Below are 19554 nucleotides of genomic sequence, written 5' to 3'. Positions count from 1 at the left end.
AAAATGTATGCAGATTTTATCCCTCATTCGGCTAATTTAACTAATATATTAGTTATTTTGAAATAAAATCTCGAAATATTGTTCAACTTGATCATTCGCTTTTAAGTCTATTTTTTGTGTATATTTAAGTATCTATATCTGATCTGTTTCTATGAAAAACACTTTGACTTGCCTGATTATTGATGATGATGACCTCGACAGAATGGCTGTTGAAGCTGAAGCCAAGGAGCATCAAAAATTGAATGTACTAGGTAGTTTTAGCAACCCTATAGAAGCTCTAGATTTCATCAAAATACAAAGGCCAGATATCTTATTCTTAGATATTGATATGCCTGAGCTAAACGGTCTTGACTTTATCAAGTCGATTACTGCACTTGATACCATTAACATCATCATTTCTTCTCATCCAGAATATGCTTTGCAAGGTTTCCAGTTAAAAGTGTTCGATTTTATTTTAAAACCATTGGAAAGTGTGCGTTTTGAGAGTACCATTAAAAGAGTATTTGATTTTACCCAATTAAAAGACAAAGCCGAAGCTTACGATGTTCTTTTTGAAAATGAAAAGATCATCTTTAAAGAAGGTCATCAAATGGTAACCTTAAATTCAAATGAAATACTTTATTTAGAGGCCTATGGCGATTACACAAAGATAGTGACCGACAAAAAAGAACATTTAACATTAGCTACACTTTCAAATTTCTTAGAATCGCTACCTGTTGGAAAGTTTATGCGTATACATAGAAGTTATGTGGTGGCAACAAATAAAATAGACAGTTTTGGTACTAAACAAATTGTAATAGGACTAAATACCTTACCCATAGGGAAAACTTACCTTAAAGAAGCTAAACAAGCATTTAAGTAATGAAATATATCAGAACGCTTTCTACAATTTGTTTAACTGTGTGGTCAACATTGTGTGTTGCGCAACAGGACAAACATCTTCAAATGCTTACCGAAAAGAGAAAAGCTTGCGAAACAATTATGGCCTCTTTTAATGGTAAAACCGAGACCATCGATTTGCTGATTAAAGAAGGAGAAGCAGGCTTAAAGATTGTGAAACCTAAAGAGTACAACTACAAATTTTTATTCAGTAGTGCCGTAGGAACTGGGTATTATTACAAACAAAATTTTAAACTGGCCAAGCAATATTTTGAGCTAGCCTACGAAACAGCCAAAGAAGGCAACATGGTATCAAAAGGGGCTAAAGTGCTGGGTAACCTCATTTCTATCTACCATTATGTAGGGATGCAAGGAAAAGCAGATTCAGCAGCCCAAAGGCTAAAGCAAATAGTAGAAACTACCGATACCTTGAAAAGTAAAACAGATATCTATTTTAACTTGGGCATGTACAATCAGCAGCAAAAGTTTTATTATGGTATCGCTCTGAGCAATTTCTTGAAAAGCGTAGAACTCCATAAACCAATTGTAGATACTACTAAAATTTTAAAGCTCAAATTAGATTACGGCTCAAAATTAATGATGGTAGCTGAAATCTATTTGTATCTTAAACAGCCCAATAAAGCATTAGAATATTTAAACCAGGTTAAGCCTTATTTAAATTCGTCTGTTGTAATTGATGTAGCTGCCTATGGCAAGTTGATTAGAAGTTATGCCTTGTTAAATAATAAAACAGAGGCTTTGAAGTACTATAATCTTTTGCATAAAGTGGTTGGCGATAAACCAGGCCGATGGTCGGAACTTGTTTCTTCGAGTTTAGAAATGGGGTTGTTGGCGGTTAAAGAAAAAGATTTTAAACTTGCCAAAACTTATATAGATAAAGCAGACAAACAATCGAAAATTGATAACAATGAAGTTTTAACCTGTGGCGTTAATCAAGCCTATGGCGATTACTATAAGGCAATGGATAACAAACCTTTAGCCATTAAGTATTATAAAATGGCCGAACATGGTGCGGCATTGTACAACAAAGAACAATATTCTGATCTGTTAAAAGCGCTTACCCAATTGGAAATGGCATCAGGTAATTCGCAAGTTTCTGCTGATTATTTTAGTAAATATGTGGTCCTATCAGATTCGCTTAGCCAAAGAAAAATATCATTGAATTTAGCAGAAATGGAGGCTAAATTTCAGAACGAATCTAAAAAACGAGAGATAGGGGTTTTAAACAGAGAAAATGAAGCAAAAAACCTTCAACTTAAACAAGAACGTAACACCAGATGGTTACTAATTGGAGGTGCATTTTTATTATTTGTGGCCTTGTTATCTATTTATTTAAACTTTAGAAATAAACAAAAAGCAAATTTATTACTCAATCAAAAGAACAAACAATTAGATCTCTTAAATGAACAATTAACAGGCGCAAACCAGACCAAGGCCAAATTGTTTAGTATCATTTCGCACGACCTGCGTAGCCCAGTTAGTCAATTGTTTACATTTTTAAAATTGCAGCAAGCAAATCCCAACTATATTTCGGAAGAAGAGAAAAGCCAACATCAAAAAAAATTAATGCAATCTTCTTCCAGTTTATTGGCTACCATGGAAGATTTGTTGTTATGGTCTAAAAGTCAGATGGAACATTTCGAATTGGATATTGAAACCATAGCAATAGCACAATTATTTGAAGAGGCAACTTTGTTGATGCAGAACCAGGCTGAAGCAAAAGAACTGGTAATTGCTACCGGAAATGTAAGCCTAGCCAATTTGCAAAGCGATCAAAATCTACTCATTATTGTTTTGCGAAACCTATTGCAAAATGCAATTAACCATGCTTACCCTAACACCAGCATTTATTTAAATGCAGCCATAAATGAAGCGGGTAAACCTTATCTCTCTATTTTAAATCAGGGCGATGTTATTTCAATCGAAAAGATAAACGAACTGATGACAGGCAATAACGTTAAAAGTAAATCGTCTGGTTATGGCTTGCTGATTGTTAAAGAACTGTTGGGCAAAATTAATGCATCACTTGACATTAAAAGTGATGAAAAAGGAACCCAGATGACAGTTGTTTTCTTAGGTTAATTTCTTGTTGTCACTCCATTCGACGATTATTTAAGCTATTTGATAGATTAGCATTGTCAGTTTTTTGTGTTTAAACCTAGTTTTAGGCATAACACAACCGGAATGAATATCATTTGTAAAAAAGAAAGGCAACATTTATTTATTTTGAGTTTCGCTTTTCTGCTCCTCTTATTAGGATCTTGTCAAACAGAAAAAGCGATCGAATCAAATGAATATTTCTTGGCCAAAATTGATGATCAACTTTGGCAATCTGTGCCAGCTCAAACATTTAAAAAGTACAATGTAAGTTATAAGGCCCTAAGCCATCAACTCTCTATTTTGGCCGAAGCTAAAGATGGCACTAGAATAGAAATTTCATTTCACGATGTAGGGGCATTAAAAGTTGGCAATTATCCATCTACTATTAATGATGAAGGTGTTCAAAGTGGGATATTTTATGCCCCAGAACGTAAAACTGGAGGTAAAGAAATGTCGAGTGTTACGTATGATATACCTGTGCAGGAAAATACGGTTCAGCTCACTAAACTAGATAAAACAGATAGAAAGGCTTATGTCATAGAGGGAAATTTCTCTTCAACCTTATATGCACTACACCAAAGCAATCCCAAAAGAACAAGCGTTTTAACAGGGGGTAAGTTTAGGGTAATTTATTATCCAGATCTCTATAACCCCGAATTTTAATCACTTTCTATCCTTCATCGATTATTTTTTGCCGTTCATCGATTTAAAAACGAGACGTTTCAATATAGGTTTTACCTTCATTTCAATATAAAATTAAAACCTATGAAAAACATTCAGCCTCTATTTGGAAGAGATTTCTATTTGATAAACAATCAATCACTCATCATGAAAAGAACCTATTCATTAGTCTTATTACTCTCGTTATCCATTTTATTTGGTTGTAACAGTGGTACAGACTCGGCCAATTCAAAAGACCAACATACAAATGCGGAGAAGAATGGATTATATTTTGACTACAGTATTGACGGAAAAGAGATCAGTTTAGATACTACGGATATCTTAACCTCTTATAATGAGTTCAGTGCAACAGATAGAGAGTTTAAAATTTTTGCAGGTAAAGATGGCGGACCAAATCTGGTATTGACACTTACAGCCGATTTATCTCAACCTTCATCTACTGCAAACGGTTCTGCTACAGCAGGAGATAAGATCAGTCAAGGAAGTGTATCCCTACAAAATTATCCTACAAAGGGTTTTACATTCAACAGTTATGATTTTTTGTTAAACCCAAAACCAGCTGTAATACCAGATGCGATTGTAATTACCAAGAGCGAAAAAGTTGGAGAGGTTGCCAGAATTTTAACCGGAACCATTAATGTAATTGTAAGGGGAGGAGAGAACAAACAAAATGATCCTGCCATTAAAGATTATGTGGTTAAAGGCAAGTTTAGGATCAAACACGAGTTTAAGGGAATTAAATTTTAATTGCATAAACAATAAGAGACTACGATTTACCTATCAAATTAAAAATCATGAAAAAATTAATATTGGCGATGCTTACCATCAGTATTGTACTGAATGCTTGCAAAAAAGAAGCGATAGAAGAAGTGGTTAAGATAGAACCTACCCATAAAAACCTTTTGCTCAAAAGAGTAGATAACGATGGGCTTGTTTTCAATTATACCTACGATGCTAACAATAGATTAACCAGTTATACCAGAACTTCGAATGCCGCAAACCCTGCGCAGAGTTTTACATTTATATACAACAGTAATGGTAGTTTGGCAGAAATGACCAACAACAATTTCAATAGAACTATTTTTTCTTATAATGCTGATGGTACAATCAGCAAGAAATTGGAATATAATGGAACCGGGGCATCGGCAACACTGATCAATACCTATTTATATACCTATGCTGCTGGAGTAGTTACAGAACAGTATATTTTTGCCTCAACAGGAAATGGCTGGCGATATCTACATACTTATGACACAAAGGGGAATCTGATTGAAATTAAATATTACACCACTACCTCAAGCGATCTAATAGGTACTTTTTCTGGATCTTCTACCTATAAGTACGATGATAAACCAAGTTATAAAAGTACGATGCCTAAAGAATTTTTCTTTCCTAATTCTGCTGTTAATAATTTGAATGTAGCCTATGGCAATAGCGGAGCTGTATCCTATAGTTATACGTATGAGTACAATGTAGATGGCTACCCTATCAAACAAAGTGATGGCTTTAATGTCTCAAATTTCGAATATAAGCGCTTGTAGGTAATCACTACAATATAACTTCTATCGATTATTTAATAACGTTCATCGATAATAACCTCGGTCAACTTATTAACCAAGGTATATTCACTTATCAAAAATTGGATCATGAAAACAATAACCAAACCTCAAAAAATTGCAATGCTTACTTTTGTTTTATGTTGCTTAATAGGTGTTGCTAACCTTTACGCCCAAAAAATAGATGTAAAAGAAAAAGCCAAAACTGCGGCAACCAATAAAGCCGATAGAAAGGTTGACGAAACTATTGATAAAGGTTTAGATAAGTTAGAAAAAGGAATTGGTGGTCTCTTCAAGAAAAAAGATAAATCGACAGAAACAGCTGAGAAGGATAAAAATAAAAAGACCAAAGATGGAGAGGTTACGGTTAAAGGGCAAGACGAACCTTCTTTTTCAACCTACAATAAATTTGATTTTGTACCTGGTGATAAAATTCTGGCATTTGATGACTTTAAACAAGATGCCATGGGCGATCTGCCTGCCAAATGGAACAGCACTGGAGGTGCAGAAATTGCAAAAGTAAATGGTTCTGAGTTCAATTGGGTACAACTTACCGGTGCAGATGCATTTTTCTCTCCTCAATATACAGCTAAGATGCCCGACAATTGTACTGTAGATTTTGATATGATTGTTACTTTTAATCAAGAATCAAATTGGTACCAAAGGTTTTATATCGAGATACTTTCTTCAGCAAAATTAGCGGCCACATCAGAAAAAGCTTATATGCCGTCTAACAGTGGGATATCTTTTGAAGTGACGCCGAGAAGTAGAGAGATCATGGCCCGGAGTTACCTAAAAGGTGAAACCTTGATGGAATCGGCTGCACAGTATGCAAAACTAAATACTAGAAAACCCATCCATGTTTCTATCATGCGACAACAACAAAGGGTTAAAATATATTTCGATGAGAAAAAGGTATTTGACCTTCCGCAGGGATTAGCGCTTGAACCAAATTATTACTTGCGTTTCGGATCTTTTGTGCAAGATGAAGGCGATTCGGAAACAACAAAAATGTACGTGAGCAATCTGCGTTATGCGGTAGGCAAACCCGATATGCGCAACAAACTACTTACCGAAGGTAAATTGGTAACCAGAGGCATTTTGTTCGACTCGGGATCGGCGGTAATTCAACCTCAATCTGCCGGAGTGTTAAAAGAAATTGCTGCGGTTTTAAACGAAAATCCACAATTAAAAGTAAAAATTGTAGGCCATACAGATAGTGATGGTGACAATGCCAAAAACCTGCAATTATCAGAGCAGAGAGCAATGGCCATTAAAACAGCTTTAGTTAATGATTTTAATGTAAATGAAGACCGTTTAACAGCAGAAGGAAAGGGAGAAACACAGCCAAGTGATGTGAATACTACTGCTGCAGGCAAAGCCAATAACAGAAGAGTAGAATTTATCAAACTTTAAACTAAGCTTAATATAAAGTGTTGATAGATAGTTTTTTAAATATTATATTTATGTACACATTTTATACTGACAACTAATCTAAGTACCTATGAAAAAAATTATTTTAATTTTATTTACTTGTTTTGCGTTTTTTTCTTCGGCCTTGGCTCAAGACTGCAAAAACTTTATTTACATGACCAGCGGTAAAGTAGTAAAATATAGTTCTACCAATCCAAAGGGTAAATTAATGACTAAAATGGTCTATAGCGTAAAGGCCAAATCTGGTAATAAAGCAACGGTAAGTTCGCAGGTTTTTGACGATAAGGGAAAAGAAGTGAGCGCTGCGGATGCAGAAATGATCTGTGATGGCAATAGCCTAAAAATTGATATGCGAAATTTTATGCCAAGTGCTAATGCCTCACAATTTAAAGGAATGACAGCAAAGGCCGATGCCTCTTACCTGAATTATCCCACCAAAATGCAAACAGGTCAAGATTTGCCAGACGGAAATTTTAACATGCAGATGTATAACGACTCGCAAAAGATGGCCGATATTGGTTTTAAAATTATCAATAGAAAAGTAGAAGGCACAGAAAGTGTAACCACACCAGCAGGTACTTACGATTGTTTTAAGATCAGTTACAGTGCAGAAATTAAAACCACAACTTTTGGCATTTCGATACCAATCAACATGAAAATAACAGAATGGTATTCGGCGAAATTAGGACTGTACGTGAAATCTGAAGCATCCAATAAAAACGGAAAATTAATGAGTACAACTACGTTGGATAGTATCAATTAATGGTTTCCTAGTCTATCAGTTTAAAAGGAATTTCTATTGAGATTTTCCTTTTAAGTGGTATAGCGTTTATTAGAGCAGGGTTCCACTTTTTTGAAGTTTTTAATACTTTTACTACTTCATCGGCACAACCATATCCAATATCTTTAATAATTTTAATATTATTGATTGTTCCAGTTGTAGTAACATCAAACTCTATAACAACCATTCCCTCAATGTTGTTAATTATCGCCTTTTCGGGATATCTTAAATTATTTTGAATGTAGTTGTAAAATGTTTGTATGCCACCCGGATAACTCTCAAGCGTTTCGTAGGTAATGAATATGGCGTGATCTATTGTTTTCTTTTTGATGAGTCTTCTAGGGGTAATCCGCTTTGCTTCAATACTCATTTTGTGATCATAAGCCATAAGCAAACGAGTAGGTAAGGGGACTAAATTATAAATAATAAATCTACTACTGTTACTATATAAAAAGCTTGATAAAGAATCTTTAACAAATGCTATAGGCCTGCCTTTCTGAATGCCTTTAAGTTCAAAATACCCATTTTCGGTGGTCATGGTACTTAACAAATTAGTAGATATCTTCACATCCTTGATAGGTTTTCCTAATTTATCATAAACAAATCCACGGACATGTATGGTGTCAATATCAACTTCCACGCTATCATTACTTTTTTGGGAAAGTGCAAATAATGGTATTAGGGTAAATAAGAGAAGTGGGTATAGTTTTTTCATATCGTAATGATGAAAAAAAGGAATATTTCCATACTTAACCTAACAATTCTTTTGCATTTTGTAGGGCAGAAGCACCTGGGTTTTTTCCGCTTAACATCTCTGCAATGGCATGGACCCGCTCTTCTTGGGTCAATTTGCGAATACCAGTAGTTGTTTTGTCGTTTGTCTCCTTTTTATGAACAAAATAATGAGAATGACCTTTGGCAGCAATTTGTGGCAAGTGTGTAATGGATAAAATCTGCATGTTTTTGCCTAATTCGGCAATAACTTTCCCAACTTTTAAAGCAGTCTCACCAGAAATTCCAGTGTCTATCTCATCAAATATCAAAGTTGGTAAGGAAGTATGTTTGGCCAATAAAGCCTTAATAGCCAGCATTAATCTAGATAATTCGCCACCAGAAGCAACTTTGCTTACTGGTGCAGGTGCTTGACCTGCATTGGCTGTAAATAACAAACCAATTTCATCTAAACCATCTTTATGGAGTTGTGTTAAAGCTTGCTGGGTTAAAACAATTTTAGCATTTGACATTCCAACTTGTTGTAGGGTTTTACCCGTTTCGGTTTCTACCAATTGAATGGCCTTTTTTCTATTTGAACTTAATTTTTCAGCCTGTTTGGTTAATGAGGTTTGAAGTAAGCTGATTGCTTTTGTGAGCTGCTCAATATGTTCATCAGAAGAAAGTAACTGATTTAAATTGGTTTCTAACTGTTCTTGTATGGCCAATAAGTCGGTATTCGTAGCAACGCGATGTTTTTGTTGGAGGTTATAAAAAATAGCCAAACGTTCTTCTATAAATGATAAACGTTCTGCATGGTGTAAGGTGCCTTCTTCTATTGAAATTATTTCTTGTGCAATATCTTTAATTTCGATAATGCTGGAACGCAATCTTATATGGAGTGCTGCAACTGCAGGATCAAATTTTTCAATACCTTGGAGTTGAATGCCGGCTTCTTTGAGCATCGCAAGAGCAGAAGTTTCATTTTCTTCTAATAAACCCGTTGCTACAAGTAGATTCCTCTTGATGGTTTCGGCATGGGTCAATTTTTCTAGCTCCTGTTCTAATTCTTCTTGTTCGCCTGCCTTTAATGAAGCCTGTTCTAATTCGTTAAATAAAAACTGCTCATAATCTTGTTTGCTACGGGCCTCATTGGCTTTGTTTGTCAATTCTTTGAGTTGTTGCTGGTCTTGTTTCAATTGTTTAAAACCTGTTCTATAATCAGTAAGCAGCTGACCATGATCAGCTAAAGAATCTACAATGAGCAATTGAAAATCGGCATCGTTGATTTCTCTGGTAGCATGTTGCGAATGGATATCAATTAACTGCTCTCCAATGAGTTTTAAACTGGCCAGATTTACTGGCGTATCATTTACAAACGATCGAGATTTGCCATCCATCGAAATTTCTCTGCGTAAAATACTTTCCTTATAAAAATCTAGGTCATTGGCTTCAAAAGCAGTTTTTAACTGTTCGTCGGCCAATAAAAAAGTGCCTTCTATTACACATTTTTTATCTTGGTTAAAAAAGTACTTGCTCTCTGCCCTTTGGCCAAGGATGAGCGAAAGCGCCCCTAAAATAATAGATTTTCCTGCACCAGTTTCACCAGTAATGATATTCAAACCTTGGTCAAATTCAATGTCCAGGCTATCAATTAAAGCATAGTTGCGTATAGAAAGTTTTTGTAGCATATCCAGATGCTAAATTAACATAAAAGCACATCGATTTCAAGAAACAATGTGCTTTTAATTGAAAGAACCGATAGTCCTCTATACTACTGGTCAAATCAATTTTTATTACTATTCCTGCAAAAACTGAAGGATGGCTTCATTAAATGCTGAGGGATTTTCTTGTGGAATGAAATGTGTAGCCCCTTTGAAAATTACAAGTTTGGCCCCTTTAATGTGTTTAGCAATCAATTGCGTGTGGGCTTCTTTGATCAGGTCCTTTTCGCCAGCCATTACCAGTACTTTTGAGCTGATTTTATCCAGATCGCTAACATTGATATTTGGCTCGGTTAAAACCATCGTTAGTAATTTTACCATTGTTTTTGTGGCTGCACTGTTATCTTTTTCCAATTTTTTGATGTCGCGACTGGTCTGTTTTAAAATACTTTCTTCAACAGCGGCTATAGTTGGATTGAGATTTGCACCCATCACCATTACCTTGTTTACATATTCAGGATATTTGATAGACATGATCAGGGCGGTATTTCCACCATCGCTCCAACCCAATACATTTACATTTTTTAAATGAAGCGAGTCTAACAATATTTTCATATCATCTGCAAACAGATCGTAGCTGAATTTTTCTGTAGTGTGATCTGTGCTTTTGCCCTGTGCTCTGGTGTCTACTGCAATAACTTTGTACTTTTCTGCTAATGCCGGAATTTGTTTAGCAAAGGCCGAAATAGATTGCCCATTACCATGTAATAATAACAATGGTTCTCCACTTCCATAGGTCTCGTAATAAAGCTTAACCCCATTTAAAGTACAAAAACGGCCTGTTTTAGCATTACTTCCATATAGGGTTTGCCAAGAGACTTTTCCTTCAGTAGCTTTAAGCAAAAGGACTTTTCCATTTGTTGTAGCAGTTTGAATGAGCGTTGCGGTTGTGCCCGATGGGAGCTGTTTAGTTTTAATAAAATCTTTAAACGGATTTTTGTCATTCATTTCAAAATTTCCATTCTTAACCGGTAGGGGAGACCAAGAACCATCAGCTTCTTGCACTTCAAGTTTCATATTGTCTATATAAAAACTCCCATTACCTTCTTGAATTACATATAGCCATATTTTTTTTGTTTTGGCATTGATGCTGGATTCAATACTAGCGGTGTGCCATAAGGTATCTGGTCTTTTTTTCTTGTAAACATTTGATTGGATAAAATCGTAATTGTCTTTTCCAATCTGTAGGGATTGAATATAGACATTGCTTACAGAATCATTAGGTACAGCTTTTAAGTCTACCATATAGCGAAACTTCTTGCCCACATTTTTTTCAATGGGTAGTTCACTTAAAAAGTAAAATGAATTGGAAAAGACCCTATTTTGAGCAAAACTTTTCGAAGTAATTAAGAGGAGGAGTAGAATTAAGGTATTCCTGATCATGTAAATATTGTTTGGATAAACTAATTTGTTGGTTTTAAAGATATCAATCAATTCCGTATTTCTTTTTAACTTCCTGACTTGTTTTTTCATCGGCAGTACTGAAACCGAAGCCACTCTGACTGCCAAAGATTTGGTAGCCATACTTTAATCCATATACCCTGTCGATCAACATTTTTAAAGTACTCAATGGAATTTCTTCTTGTTGAACTGCTTTGTGCACAATCGGTAAATATTTTTCCATCATGCTCAAATTAGAATGCTGGATGACCAAAAACATGGTTCCTGCTAGTTTTTCGCCTACTAACGTTTTGCCGATATACGTATGGTAACTGCCATAGAGCGAGTCGATTTGTTGTTGATTTTTAAGATCAAGCGATTTTTGTTTAGCCTGATCTGTGGTTCTAAATTTTTGGTCGGCTAATTCAATCGCTCTGATGAGCTTTACCAAATTCAAATCCAATCTGTTTTTTCTGGCGTAGTCTTCCAAATCAAATAACATTGTCATTGTTCCAGATTTACAGAGTGCCAGTTGTGCATTGAACCGATCTCTGATAGCTTCATAAGCACTATTATTATTGATATTTTTTTCAAACGCGATAAAATATTCACAACTACCTGGGGCATTTTTAAATTTTTCAAATGCCAATTGGATGTTCGCATTGCTTTCTTTTAAGTTGGTAAAGGCTGTTAAAACGTTAAAATAATCTGCGAGGTTAAAATTGAGCGGGTTATTTTTTACGCTTTTAGCAGTTTCATTCAAGATCATTACACCATAGTCAAACTTCTCTTTGGTTACATTTTCTCTTTTTTCGGGTTTGTATTTTAAAATTTCATTTTCAAAATCTTTGGCGCTAAATGTATAATCCTTTTGTGCATAGGCTTTACCAATTAAAGTTGCCATCAGCATAAGGTTGAGCAAAATTATTTTTTTTATCATTAGGTTGTTTGGTTTAAGAAATAGACTTCGTGAATAGGGTTTTCGCTCTGCATTGAAAATTGCAGCATTTTTGAAATAGGCAGGAACAAACACCTATCAATAATCAATGAAGATTTATAGGCAATGCTATTTAGGATGTGAGTTTAGAAGGAATAAAAAAGGGTAAGAAAATGAAGTCTTACCCTTAATTGTTTATCTGTGTGGTTTATTATTTATTCATCAATACACCAGGGCCATTTAGGTTTTGGTATAGTGCATTTGCAGCTTCAGATTTATTCAGAAGATTAATACCGTGAATTTCCTCACCATTAGTTTTAAAAACTTTTAAGGGAGTATTCGATGGTACAAAAGCTTTTAACATTTCTTTGTTTCCGTTATAGAGCAAGAAAGATTTATCGCTTTTAATGCCTTTTTTCTTTTTTAACTCTTCTATATCATCTTCATATTTCTTTCTGAGTTCTTTGTATTCAGGAGAATCTTGAAGTTTTTTCATTTCTTCAACTTTGTCTTTCCACTCTTTAGAATTGAATTTTCTTTCTAATTCTTTGCTATTGAATTCGATTCTTTCCATTTTATCTTTCCATTCAGCAGAGTTGAATTTCCTTTCCAGTTCTCGGCCATTTTTTTCAATAGCAGCCATTTTGTCTTTCCACTCTGGAGAATTGAATTTTTTCTCTAGCTCTTTGCTGTTGAATTCAATTTTGGCCATTTTATCTTTCCACTCTGGAGAGTTGAATCTCTTTTCTAATTCTTGGCTGTTTTTTTCAATTTTAGCCATTTTGGCTTTCCACTCCGGAGAATTGAATCTTTTCTCTAGCTCTTTGCTATTGAATTCAGCTTTGGCCATCTTATCTTTCCATTCAGGAGAGTTGAATTTTCGTTCAAGCTCTGCACTGTTTTTCTCAATACTAGCCATCTTGTCTTTCCACTCCGGAGAATTGAATTTCTTTTCTAGCTCTACGCTGTTTTTTTCAATAGCAGCCATTTTGTCTTTCCACTCTGGAGAGTTGAATTTTCTTTCCAATTCTTGGCTGTTTTTTTCAATTTTGGCCATTTTATCTTTCCATTCTGGAGAGTTGAATCTCTTTTCTAATTCTTGGCTGTTTTTTTCAATTCTAGCCATTTTGTTTTTCCATTCTGGAGAATTGAATTTCTTTTCCATTGCTAAGAAATGTTTTCTTAAGCTATCTGGCATTTCATCTATAGAATGATAGATAATTTCTTTACCATTACTTCTACTGATATATTGTTTCTTCCTCTTGGTGCTATCGGTATCTGCTTTAGCAAGCAAATGCTCATCAAGCCCTTTTGTTTCGTTGGCAAGCGGCTTAACGGTAGCTAAAGAACTTGCTTTTTTAGGCTTAACAACTGGTTTTTTTTCTGGGTTCATCCATGCCAATGAAATAACAGTGGCAATAGCTAAGCTTAAGATAAAGAATTGCTGCTTAGCATTGATATAATTCGTTTTCATATCTGTGATTCTTTTAATGCGTTGGTACAAATGTTGATTGTTACCTGTAGCTGCTAGAGACAGTACTGGTGATTGTTTGTCTTTTAATAATTCTAATTTTAATAGCGCGTGTGCATAGGTAACAGGTGTACCTGTGAAATTAACCACCAAGTCATCGCAGGCATGTTCTCTTTCTATATGTATAAACTTGGTGGTTAGCCATACAAATGGATTGAAGAACAATAATGTTTCTATACACGTTTTAACAAGGTTGATTAAATAATCGTTGCGACGAATGTGTGATAATTCGTGTATCAAGATTGCTTCAACTTGTTTGGAGTCCAATTGCGTAGCTAAGGCAATTGGGAATAACACTACAGGTTTAAAGAAACCGATCACTAAAGGCACGTTAACTTTTGGCGAAAGGTAAAATTTAACTGTTTTGTTAATCTTTAGTTGAGAAACTGTCAATTCAAAAATTGCTTTCCATTCTGCCGGAACAGCAATAATACTGGCACTTTTTAATTTCTTTAGCTTCAAATAGCCTGATAACAGGATGATCAATTGGATCATAATACCCACACTATAAATAGAAACAACCAATGGAAAATACGCTTCTGTTTTAAAGTTAATACTGTTACCTAGGTTAGCTAATTCTAAAAAAGCTTCCTTATTGATGATCAATGTTGATGCTGAAGTCGAGGAGACTGGTATTTTGAAAACCGATAAAAAAGTAAAGCAGAAGCTGGTAAATATTAAAAACAATGAGCCAAATGCAAGATTATGTTTTAACCTGGCACTCATTTTTGGCCAGGCCATTAATACAATAAATAAAATTGCATAAATGATTGCACCTTGCCACAATGAATGAAGAATGCTCCATCCAATAGCTTTAATCAAATTGTTTACCATGGCTTCCATTGCTTATTTTTTTTCAAGTTTGTTTAAATATTCCTTAATTAAATCAATCTCTTCTTTGCTCGCACTTTTATTGCCTAAGGCCTGCATTACCAATCTGGCCGCAGAACCATTAAATACATTGTCGATCATTTTATTGACCAACTGTTGTTGGGTTTTTTCTTGGTTAATTAATGCTCTGTAAATATGCGTTTTGGCACTGGTATCACGGTCAACTAATCCTTTCTCATGCATAATCTGCATTAATTTAAGTGTTGTGGTATAGCCTGCATCTTTTTTGTTCAAAGCTTCATGAACCTCGCGAACAGTACAATGGCCTTGTTGCCAAAGCACCTGTAAAATTTCCATTTCGCCTTCTGTTGGTTTGATGTTGGGATTGCTCATTTTGTTACACTACGAATTTTTTCGTATTCAAATGTACGAATCTATTCGTATAATCAAAATATTTTAACAAATATTTAACAAAAAATAAAAAAAAAGTGGTTTTTTAGTGCTCAGAGGCTCCAACACATATAGCTTTATGCCTTACGCTTTAAGCTTTATATCTAATGCTTTCAGCTTTGGGCCTTATGCCTTTAGCTTAAAACATAACAGCTATTTTTTCTTCAGCCCTTCGTATTTGTTGATATTGGCCGGATCAATCTCGCTTAAGAGGTTATAAGCTTTAATTCTATCCTGTGGGTCGGTGGCGGCAGCCAATACATTGGTAATTTCTTCTGCTTTGCTGGCGAAATAAACATTCGGAAAGATAGACCCTAACTTTTGTTTATCCATTTGCTGTAGCGCAGGCAACATGGCAATGATCTTTTTAGTGCCATTGGTCACATTGTCTTGCAATAAGTCAAGTCCATTCAAATGGTAATCGTAAATAAAAACCCTTAGTTCTTTAAAGCTGTTGTTGAGCAGATTTTCATTTAACCAATAGCGGTTGCGTAAACCATCAAATGCTTTCCAGCCTTTATTACCAGCAGTTTGAGCAACATTTAAAACATTTTGCGCCCTGGCATAAAATGGAGTTCCACCTAATTTGCTAAAGCTGTCTTTATCTAAGCCAATAATGGTATACGCATAATAGCCGAGTAAAGAACTAAGGTTTGTAATGAAGTTCTGGTCAGAAAAATCTAAAGATTGACCATCATTGTAATTAAAGTTGAAGTCTTTGTCGCTAATGTTAAGTAAAGTGCTGTAATAAGAGCTGCCATAAACTGGTCTGCTAGATTGGATCTGCGCCTCGGCACTATATACAGAACTACCATCCCAACCGGTAACGGTAATTACAAAATTGCATTCAATCCGTTCTTGCGGTAAATAAGTTTCGTTAGTCCACTTGTTGTTATTCAGGAAATCTCTAACGGTACCTTGTAATACCTCTAGGTTTTTCTTGTTGATATTTGAAATATTTGGCGCTAAGATTTGTACACGAGCATTTAATTCTTGCGCATTTACAAAATAGCTGCATACCAATAAGAAGAGAAGGCCTGTAATTTTTTTCATTGAAGTATAGATCTTATTTTTTAACCAGTGTGTGCATCAATTCAAAAGCTTGATTATTTCTGCGCAAATATCTTTAGCTACAGCTGTTTTAGATTTAGTTTCAAAACTTGTTTTTGCAAAAGCACTGTTAAATATAGTTATTTTATTGGTATCTGTTTTAAAGCCTGCTCCTTTATCATTTAATGAATTTAATACAATAAGGTCTAGGTTTTTTTTCAGGAGTTTCTCCTTGGCATAAGTTTCTTCCTGCTCGGTTTCCAATGCAAAGCCAATTAATAGCTGTCCTTCTTTTTTAACCTTGCCTAAGCTCGCTAAGATATCGGTGGTTTTTTTGAGTTGAATACTGAAGTCTTCGGCCTTCTTTTTAATTTTCTGGTCGGCAACTTCAACTGGCGTATAATCAGCAACTGCTGCACTCATTACCGTAATATCGCTATTTGCAAATTTTTCGGTACAGGCCACTAGCATGTCATTGGCACTGATCACATCAATACGTAATAAATCAGCCGTAGTTTTTTCGGCAGTAGGACCAGTAATTAAGGTTACTTCAGCACCTAAGGCAACAAATTCTTCGGCTATAGCAAAACCCATTTTACCAGAAGAGTGGTTGCCAATAAAACGAACCGGATCAATTGCCTCATAGGTAGGGCCGGCAGTAACCAATACTTTTTTACCCAGTAGGGGAAGGCCTTTTTTTAATTCTTGCGTTAGAAAAGCAACAATCTCATCGGGTTCAGCCATACGGCCTTCGCCAAATAAACCACTGGCCAGTTCCCCTTTGTTTGGGGCAATAATTGTATTGCCAAAACTCTTTAAGCGTTCAATGTTCTCTTGGGTACTTTCGTGTTTCCACATATCCAAGTCCATTGCAGGCGCAAAAAATACAGGGCATTTGGCCGAAAGATAAACCGCGGTAAGCAGGTTGTCACAAAGGCCATTTGCCATTTTGCCAATTGTATTTGCAGAGGCAGGGGCAATGATCATGTAATCGGCCCATAGACCAAGTTCTACATGGTTACTCCAAACGCCGGTTTCGGCTTCGAAATATTGGGTATAAACAGGATTTTTAGAAAGGGTGGCTAATGTTAAGGGCGTAATGAAATTACTGGCATCAGCGGTTAGAATAACCTTAACGTTTGCGCCAGCCTTGATCAATGATCTTACCAATAAGGCCGATTTATATGCCGCAATACTGCCGCAAACGCCAAGAATAATGTTTTTTTTGCTAAGCATTTACCTTTGTATAATTACAAGGTGCAAGTTAAGCAAAGCTTTCGCTTATTTTTGCTCTTTTGATGGATTTCTGTGATAAACTTTATCATTCAAAAACTCATCAATGGCAATTAAGCTAGGCTTAGGCATACGCTCGTAATGCTTGCTGATTTCAATTTGCTCTCTGTTCTCAAAAATCTCTTCCAAGTTATCGTTAGATGAAGCGAACTCGGCTAATTTGCCATGAAGCTCTTCTTTCATATTGTTAGAAATCTGATTTGCCCTTTTTGAAATTATCACTAAAGACTCATAAATGTTACCAGTAGATTGATCTAAATCATGTACATTTCTCGTTACCGTTGTATTTGGTATGGCGGGTTTTGGTGTATTCATTATTTTATTGGGGTTTTAATCTCTTCTTTTTTAGTACTATCTTTTTGTTTTTCGCTCTTTTTATTTAGCGCATTGAATTTAGCAATATAAGCTGCTTCTTCTGCCATTAGCTTTTGTGCAGCTTTAATTCCACTCTCACTATCATCTTTTAGCTGTTTGGCATCTTTAGCCAATTTGCTGTTTGGATGTGCTTCTGTAAATTCGTTGTAATATACAATGGCTTCGTTAAAACGATCTTCTTGTCTGTATGTATAACTGTTTTTAGCATACATATATTGAGACTTAACGATCAACAAATCCATTTCCTCTGCATACTTGATATCTGGAAACTCAATTTGTGCATTCTTTAATGCAACTACTGCAGATTTATAATAACTCACATCATATCCACCCAAGGTGTAATACAATTTTGCATTGTCAAAAGCTTTAGTTTCTAGCTTATCACGCAAGTTGGCAATGTATTGTGCCGCTTGTACAGCCCTTTCACTTTTAGGGTAAAAGTTAATGAACAATTGCAATGCATCAATTGCTTTATAAGTGTTTTCCTGGTCTAATGAAGATTTAGGAGAATCTAAATAATAACAGTAAGCACCATAATATCTACATTCTTCTGCATTTTTACTGTTAGGGTAAGTATCTGCAAATTCCTTAAACTTATATCTAGCCGTAGTATAATCTTTTAAACGGTAAAGAGTAAAAGCATAATAGTAGTTCAAATCTTCTGCATCCTCTAAACCTCTATAGCGTTGTGCCAAGCCTTCAAATAAAACCAATGCTTTACTATAGTCCTTTTTATTATAAAGTCTGATGGCTTCTTGATACTTTTTGCCCGAATCGTTGCTTAAACGCAATTTTTCAAAACGGCTCTTACAACCAGCCAAGCCCAGTAGAACGACGGTAAAACTTAAAATGAGTAGGTGTTTAATTTTAAACATTGTGCAAAGATAAGGTAATAATACGATAACGTCAATTAAAAATAATTAGCGCTAAGCTAGATAAAGCCTTTCGCCCTATCAAACACTTAACAATTTTTAACATAAATTAGGCAATAGTTCTATTTCACGTTTTATTTTGATGGCATGTATGTACAAATTTATGGTTTTAAATATAACCGATTTAATGGAAGTCTCAATTGATCTAAAGGTCTGGATGCAATATAAATGAGATGAAGTCAAACCATTTGGTCATTTCATATAAAAATAGCCAAGGTCAATTGTTTGATAGACTATTATCTTCAATCACTCACCTATTATATATAGTATACCTGTTCCATATCTAAGTTGAATAATTAATAGCTGTAAGTCTACTGTTGATGCACTCTGGTTTTATAAATGCTATTTTAAAAGTATTTCGTAATACTCAGCCTTCAATTATAGGGTATGAGAGTTCATACGGTTTTTATCATTAACGAGATCTCTTGTATATATAATAAGTGTAAGGCATAGCTTGATCACCATTTTAATAATTATTAGTTGCCTTATATATATGTAGTGGTTTGAAACGAGAAAGCCTGATTTTGATGTTTCTAGGGTTAATACATAATAACACGATGTGAGGAGTGTATACATATATATAAGAGTAGGATATCAAAAGGTCCAAAATGTTTATCGATAGCTCTCTAATCTGGGTTAAAAGTTCCTATTTGCAACTATTAATAACAGTGCTTTAAACTTTTTCTTATTGATGATCATAGAGTTATGGATTATGTTGTATAAAAAAGGTGGTTAGTGTTTGTGATTGTGGGAATGATTGCTACCTTTGCATCCCGCTTCGGAGGAAGTATGGGGGCAGTCGGAAAGTGAGTTTAGGATATTGAAAAGGGGCAAAAAGGATAGATTAGCTGAACATCAGCGATTTACAGGAAAGCAGAAAAAAACTTC

17 protein-coding genes are annotated in these 19554 nt (G+C 35.1%); 7 read left to right on the top strand and 10 right to left on the bottom strand.

Translation table 11 applies throughout. The features are described 5' to 3' along the window. Nucleotides 1-151: 151 nt before the first annotated feature. From AQF98_RS11655 to AQF98_RS11625, 7 genes are all read left to right on the top strand, one after another. On the top strand, nt 152-862 hold the full coding sequence (locus AQF98_RS11655) for a LytTR family DNA-binding domain-containing protein (RefSeq protein ID WP_055132143.1): 711 nt from the start codon (nt 152-154) through the stop codon (nt 860-862). Beyond that, a complete protein-coding gene (locus tag AQF98_RS11650) occupies nt 862-2982 on the top strand; it encodes an ATP-binding protein (RefSeq protein WP_055132142.1) in 2121 nt (706 codons plus the stop codon). The genes AQF98_RS11655 and AQF98_RS11650 overlap by 1 nt, the downstream gene beginning before the upstream one ends. Before the next feature lie 102 nt (nt 2983-3084). Further along, the gene (locus AQF98_RS11645) at nt 3085-3663 is read left to right on the top strand and encodes a GW dipeptide domain-containing protein (protein ID WP_055132141.1); all 579 of its coding nucleotides are present in this window, start codon (nt 3085-3087) and stop codon (nt 3661-3663) included. Between the two features lie 102 nt (nt 3664-3765). Continuing rightward, on the top strand, nt 3766-4428 hold the full coding sequence (locus AQF98_RS11640) for a hypothetical protein (RefSeq protein WP_055132140.1): 663 nt from the start codon (nt 3766-3768) through the stop codon (nt 4426-4428). 47 nt (nt 4429-4475) lie between these two features. Further along, the gene (locus tag AQF98_RS11635) at nt 4476-5222 is read left to right on the top strand and encodes an RHS repeat protein (RefSeq protein WP_055132139.1); all 747 of its coding nucleotides are present in this window, start codon (nt 4476-4478) and stop codon (nt 5220-5222) included. A gap of 105 nt (nt 5223-5327) precedes the next feature. Next, a complete protein-coding gene (locus AQF98_RS11630; protein ID WP_055132138.1) occupies nt 5328-6653 on the top strand; it encodes an OmpA family protein in 1326 nt (441 codons plus the stop codon). An 88-nt stretch (nt 6654-6741) separates the two neighbouring features. Beyond that, complete coding sequence (locus AQF98_RS11625) at nt 6742-7434, top strand: hypothetical protein (protein ID WP_055132137.1); 693 nt, start codon at nt 6742-6744, stop codon at nt 7432-7434. 7 nt (nt 7435-7441) lie between these two features. Here the strand turns inward: AQF98_RS11625 and AQF98_RS11620 are convergent, their stop codons facing one another. The 10 genes from AQF98_RS11620 to AQF98_RS11575 form a co-directional block, all read right to left on the bottom strand. After that, nucleotides 7442-8167 carry a TonB family protein gene (locus AQF98_RS11620; RefSeq protein WP_055132136.1) on the bottom strand — a complete coding sequence of 242 codons (726 nt, stop codon included), beginning with the start codon at nt 8165-8167 and terminating at the stop codon, nt 7442-7444. 34 nt (nt 8168-8201) lie between these two features. After that, on the bottom strand, nt 8202-9854 hold the full coding sequence (recN, locus tag AQF98_RS11615; protein ID WP_055132135.1) for a DNA repair protein RecN: 1653 nt from the start codon (nt 9852-9854) through the stop codon (nt 8202-8204). Nucleotides 9855-9962: 108 nt separating this feature from the next. Next, nucleotides 9963-11360 (bottom strand): alpha/beta fold hydrolase, encoded by a 1398-nt coding sequence (locus tag AQF98_RS11610; protein WP_055132134.1) that lies wholly within the window; start codon nt 11358-11360, stop codon nt 9963-9965. Continuing rightward, a complete protein-coding gene (locus tag AQF98_RS11605) occupies nt 11314-12171 on the bottom strand; it encodes a DUF6624 domain-containing protein (protein ID WP_152969702.1) in 858 nt (285 codons plus the stop codon). The genes AQF98_RS11610 and AQF98_RS11605 overlap by 47 nt, the downstream gene beginning before the upstream one ends. A 244-nt stretch (nt 12172-12415) precedes the next feature. After that, nucleotides 12416-14569, bottom strand: a complete 2154-nt coding sequence (locus AQF98_RS11600) for a M56 family metallopeptidase (RefSeq protein WP_235524219.1) — start codon at nt 14567-14569, stop codon at nt 12416-12418. A 12-nt stretch (nt 14570-14581) separates the two neighbouring features. After that, on the bottom strand, nt 14582-14959 hold the full coding sequence (locus AQF98_RS11595; protein ID WP_055132131.1) for a BlaI/MecI/CopY family transcriptional regulator: 378 nt from the start codon (nt 14957-14959) through the stop codon (nt 14582-14584). Between the two features lie 210 nt (nt 14960-15169). Then, nucleotides 15170-16069, bottom strand: a complete 900-nt coding sequence (locus AQF98_RS11590; protein ID WP_055132130.1) for a DUF4835 family protein — start codon at nt 16067-16069, stop codon at nt 15170-15172. A 36-nt stretch (nt 16070-16105) separates the two neighbouring features. Continuing rightward, nucleotides 16106-17302 carry a bifunctional phosphopantothenoylcysteine decarboxylase/phosphopantothenate--cysteine ligase CoaBC gene (gene coaBC, locus AQF98_RS11585; RefSeq protein ID WP_055132129.1) on the bottom strand — a complete coding sequence of 399 codons (1197 nt, stop codon included), beginning with the start codon at nt 17300-17302 and terminating at the stop codon, nt 16106-16108. 45 nt (nt 17303-17347) lie between these two features. Then, entirely contained in the window at nt 17348-17674 is a 327-nt protein-coding gene (locus AQF98_RS11580) for a DNA-directed RNA polymerase subunit omega (protein WP_055132128.1), read from the bottom strand. Then, nucleotides 17674-18609 (bottom strand): outer membrane protein assembly factor BamD, encoded by a 936-nt coding sequence (locus AQF98_RS11575; RefSeq protein ID WP_055132127.1) that lies wholly within the window; start codon nt 18607-18609, stop codon nt 17674-17676. The genes AQF98_RS11580 and AQF98_RS11575 overlap by 1 nt, the downstream gene beginning before the upstream one ends. Nucleotides 18610-19554: the final 945 nt, after the last annotated feature.

Source organism: Pedobacter sp. Hv1 (assembly GCF_001412215.1).
In the GTDB taxonomy this organism is placed as follows: domain Bacteria; phylum Bacteroidota; class Bacteroidia; order Sphingobacteriales; family Sphingobacteriaceae; genus Pedobacter.
The sequence above is the reverse complement of the archived record's forward strand: the minus strand, read 5'-3'. Positions and strand labels throughout refer to the sequence as shown.

Bases quoted from the DNA above. Each gene is read 5' to 3' on its own strand.
- AQF98_RS11655 (WP_055132143.1), top strand. From the start codon at position 152: ATGAAAAACACTTTGACTTGCCTGATTATTGATGATGATGACCTCGAC.
- AQF98_RS11650 (WP_055132142.1), top strand. From the start codon at position 862: ATGAAATATATCAGAACGCTTTCTACAATTTGTTTAACTGTGTGGTCA.
- AQF98_RS11645 (WP_055132141.1), top strand. From the start codon at position 3,085: ATGAATATCATTTGTAAAAAAGAAAGGCAACATTTATTTATTTTGAGT.
- AQF98_RS11640 (WP_055132140.1), top strand. From the start codon at position 3,766: ATGAAAAACATTCAGCCTCTATTTGGAAGAGATTTCTATTTGATAAAC.
- AQF98_RS11635 (WP_055132139.1), top strand. From the start codon at position 4,476: ATGAAAAAATTAATATTGGCGATGCTTACCATCAGTATTGTACTGAAT.
- AQF98_RS11630 (WP_055132138.1), top strand. From the start codon at position 5,328: ATGAAAACAATAACCAAACCTCAAAAAATTGCAATGCTTACTTTTGTT.
- AQF98_RS11625 (WP_055132137.1), top strand. From the start codon at position 6,742: ATGAAAAAAATTATTTTAATTTTATTTACTTGTTTTGCGTTTTTTTCT.
- AQF98_RS11620 (WP_055132136.1), bottom strand. From the start codon at position 8,167: ATGAAAAAACTATACCCACTTCTCTTATTTACCCTAATACCATTATTT.
- recN (WP_055132135.1), bottom strand. From the start codon at position 9,854: ATGCTACAAAAACTTTCTATACGCAACTATGCTTTAATTGATAGCCTG.
- AQF98_RS11610 (WP_055132134.1), bottom strand. From the start codon at position 11,360: ATGAAAAAACAAGTCAGGAAGTTAAAAAGAAATACGGAATTGATTGAT.
- AQF98_RS11605 (WP_152969702.1), bottom strand. From the start codon at position 12,171: ATGGCAACTTTAATTGGTAAAGCCTATGCACAAAAGGATTATACATTT.
- AQF98_RS11600 (WP_235524219.1), bottom strand. From the start codon at position 14,569: ATGGTAAACAATTTGATTAAAGCTATTGGATGGAGCATTCTTCATTCA.
- AQF98_RS11595 (WP_055132131.1), bottom strand. From the start codon at position 14,959: ATGAGCAATCCCAACATCAAACCAACAGAAGGCGAAATGGAAATTTTA.
- AQF98_RS11590 (WP_055132130.1), bottom strand. From the start codon at position 16,069: ATGAAAAAAATTACAGGCCTTCTCTTCTTATTGGTATGCAGCTATTTT.
- coaBC (WP_055132129.1), bottom strand. From the start codon at position 17,302: ATGCTTAGCAAAAAAAACATTATTCTTGGCGTTTGCGGCAGTATTGCG.
- AQF98_RS11580 (WP_055132128.1), bottom strand. From the start codon at position 17,674: ATGAATACACCAAAACCCGCCATACCAAATACAACGGTAACGAGAAAT.
- AQF98_RS11575 (WP_055132127.1), bottom strand. From the start codon at position 18,609: ATGTTTAAAATTAAACACCTACTCATTTTAAGTTTTACCGTCGTTCTA.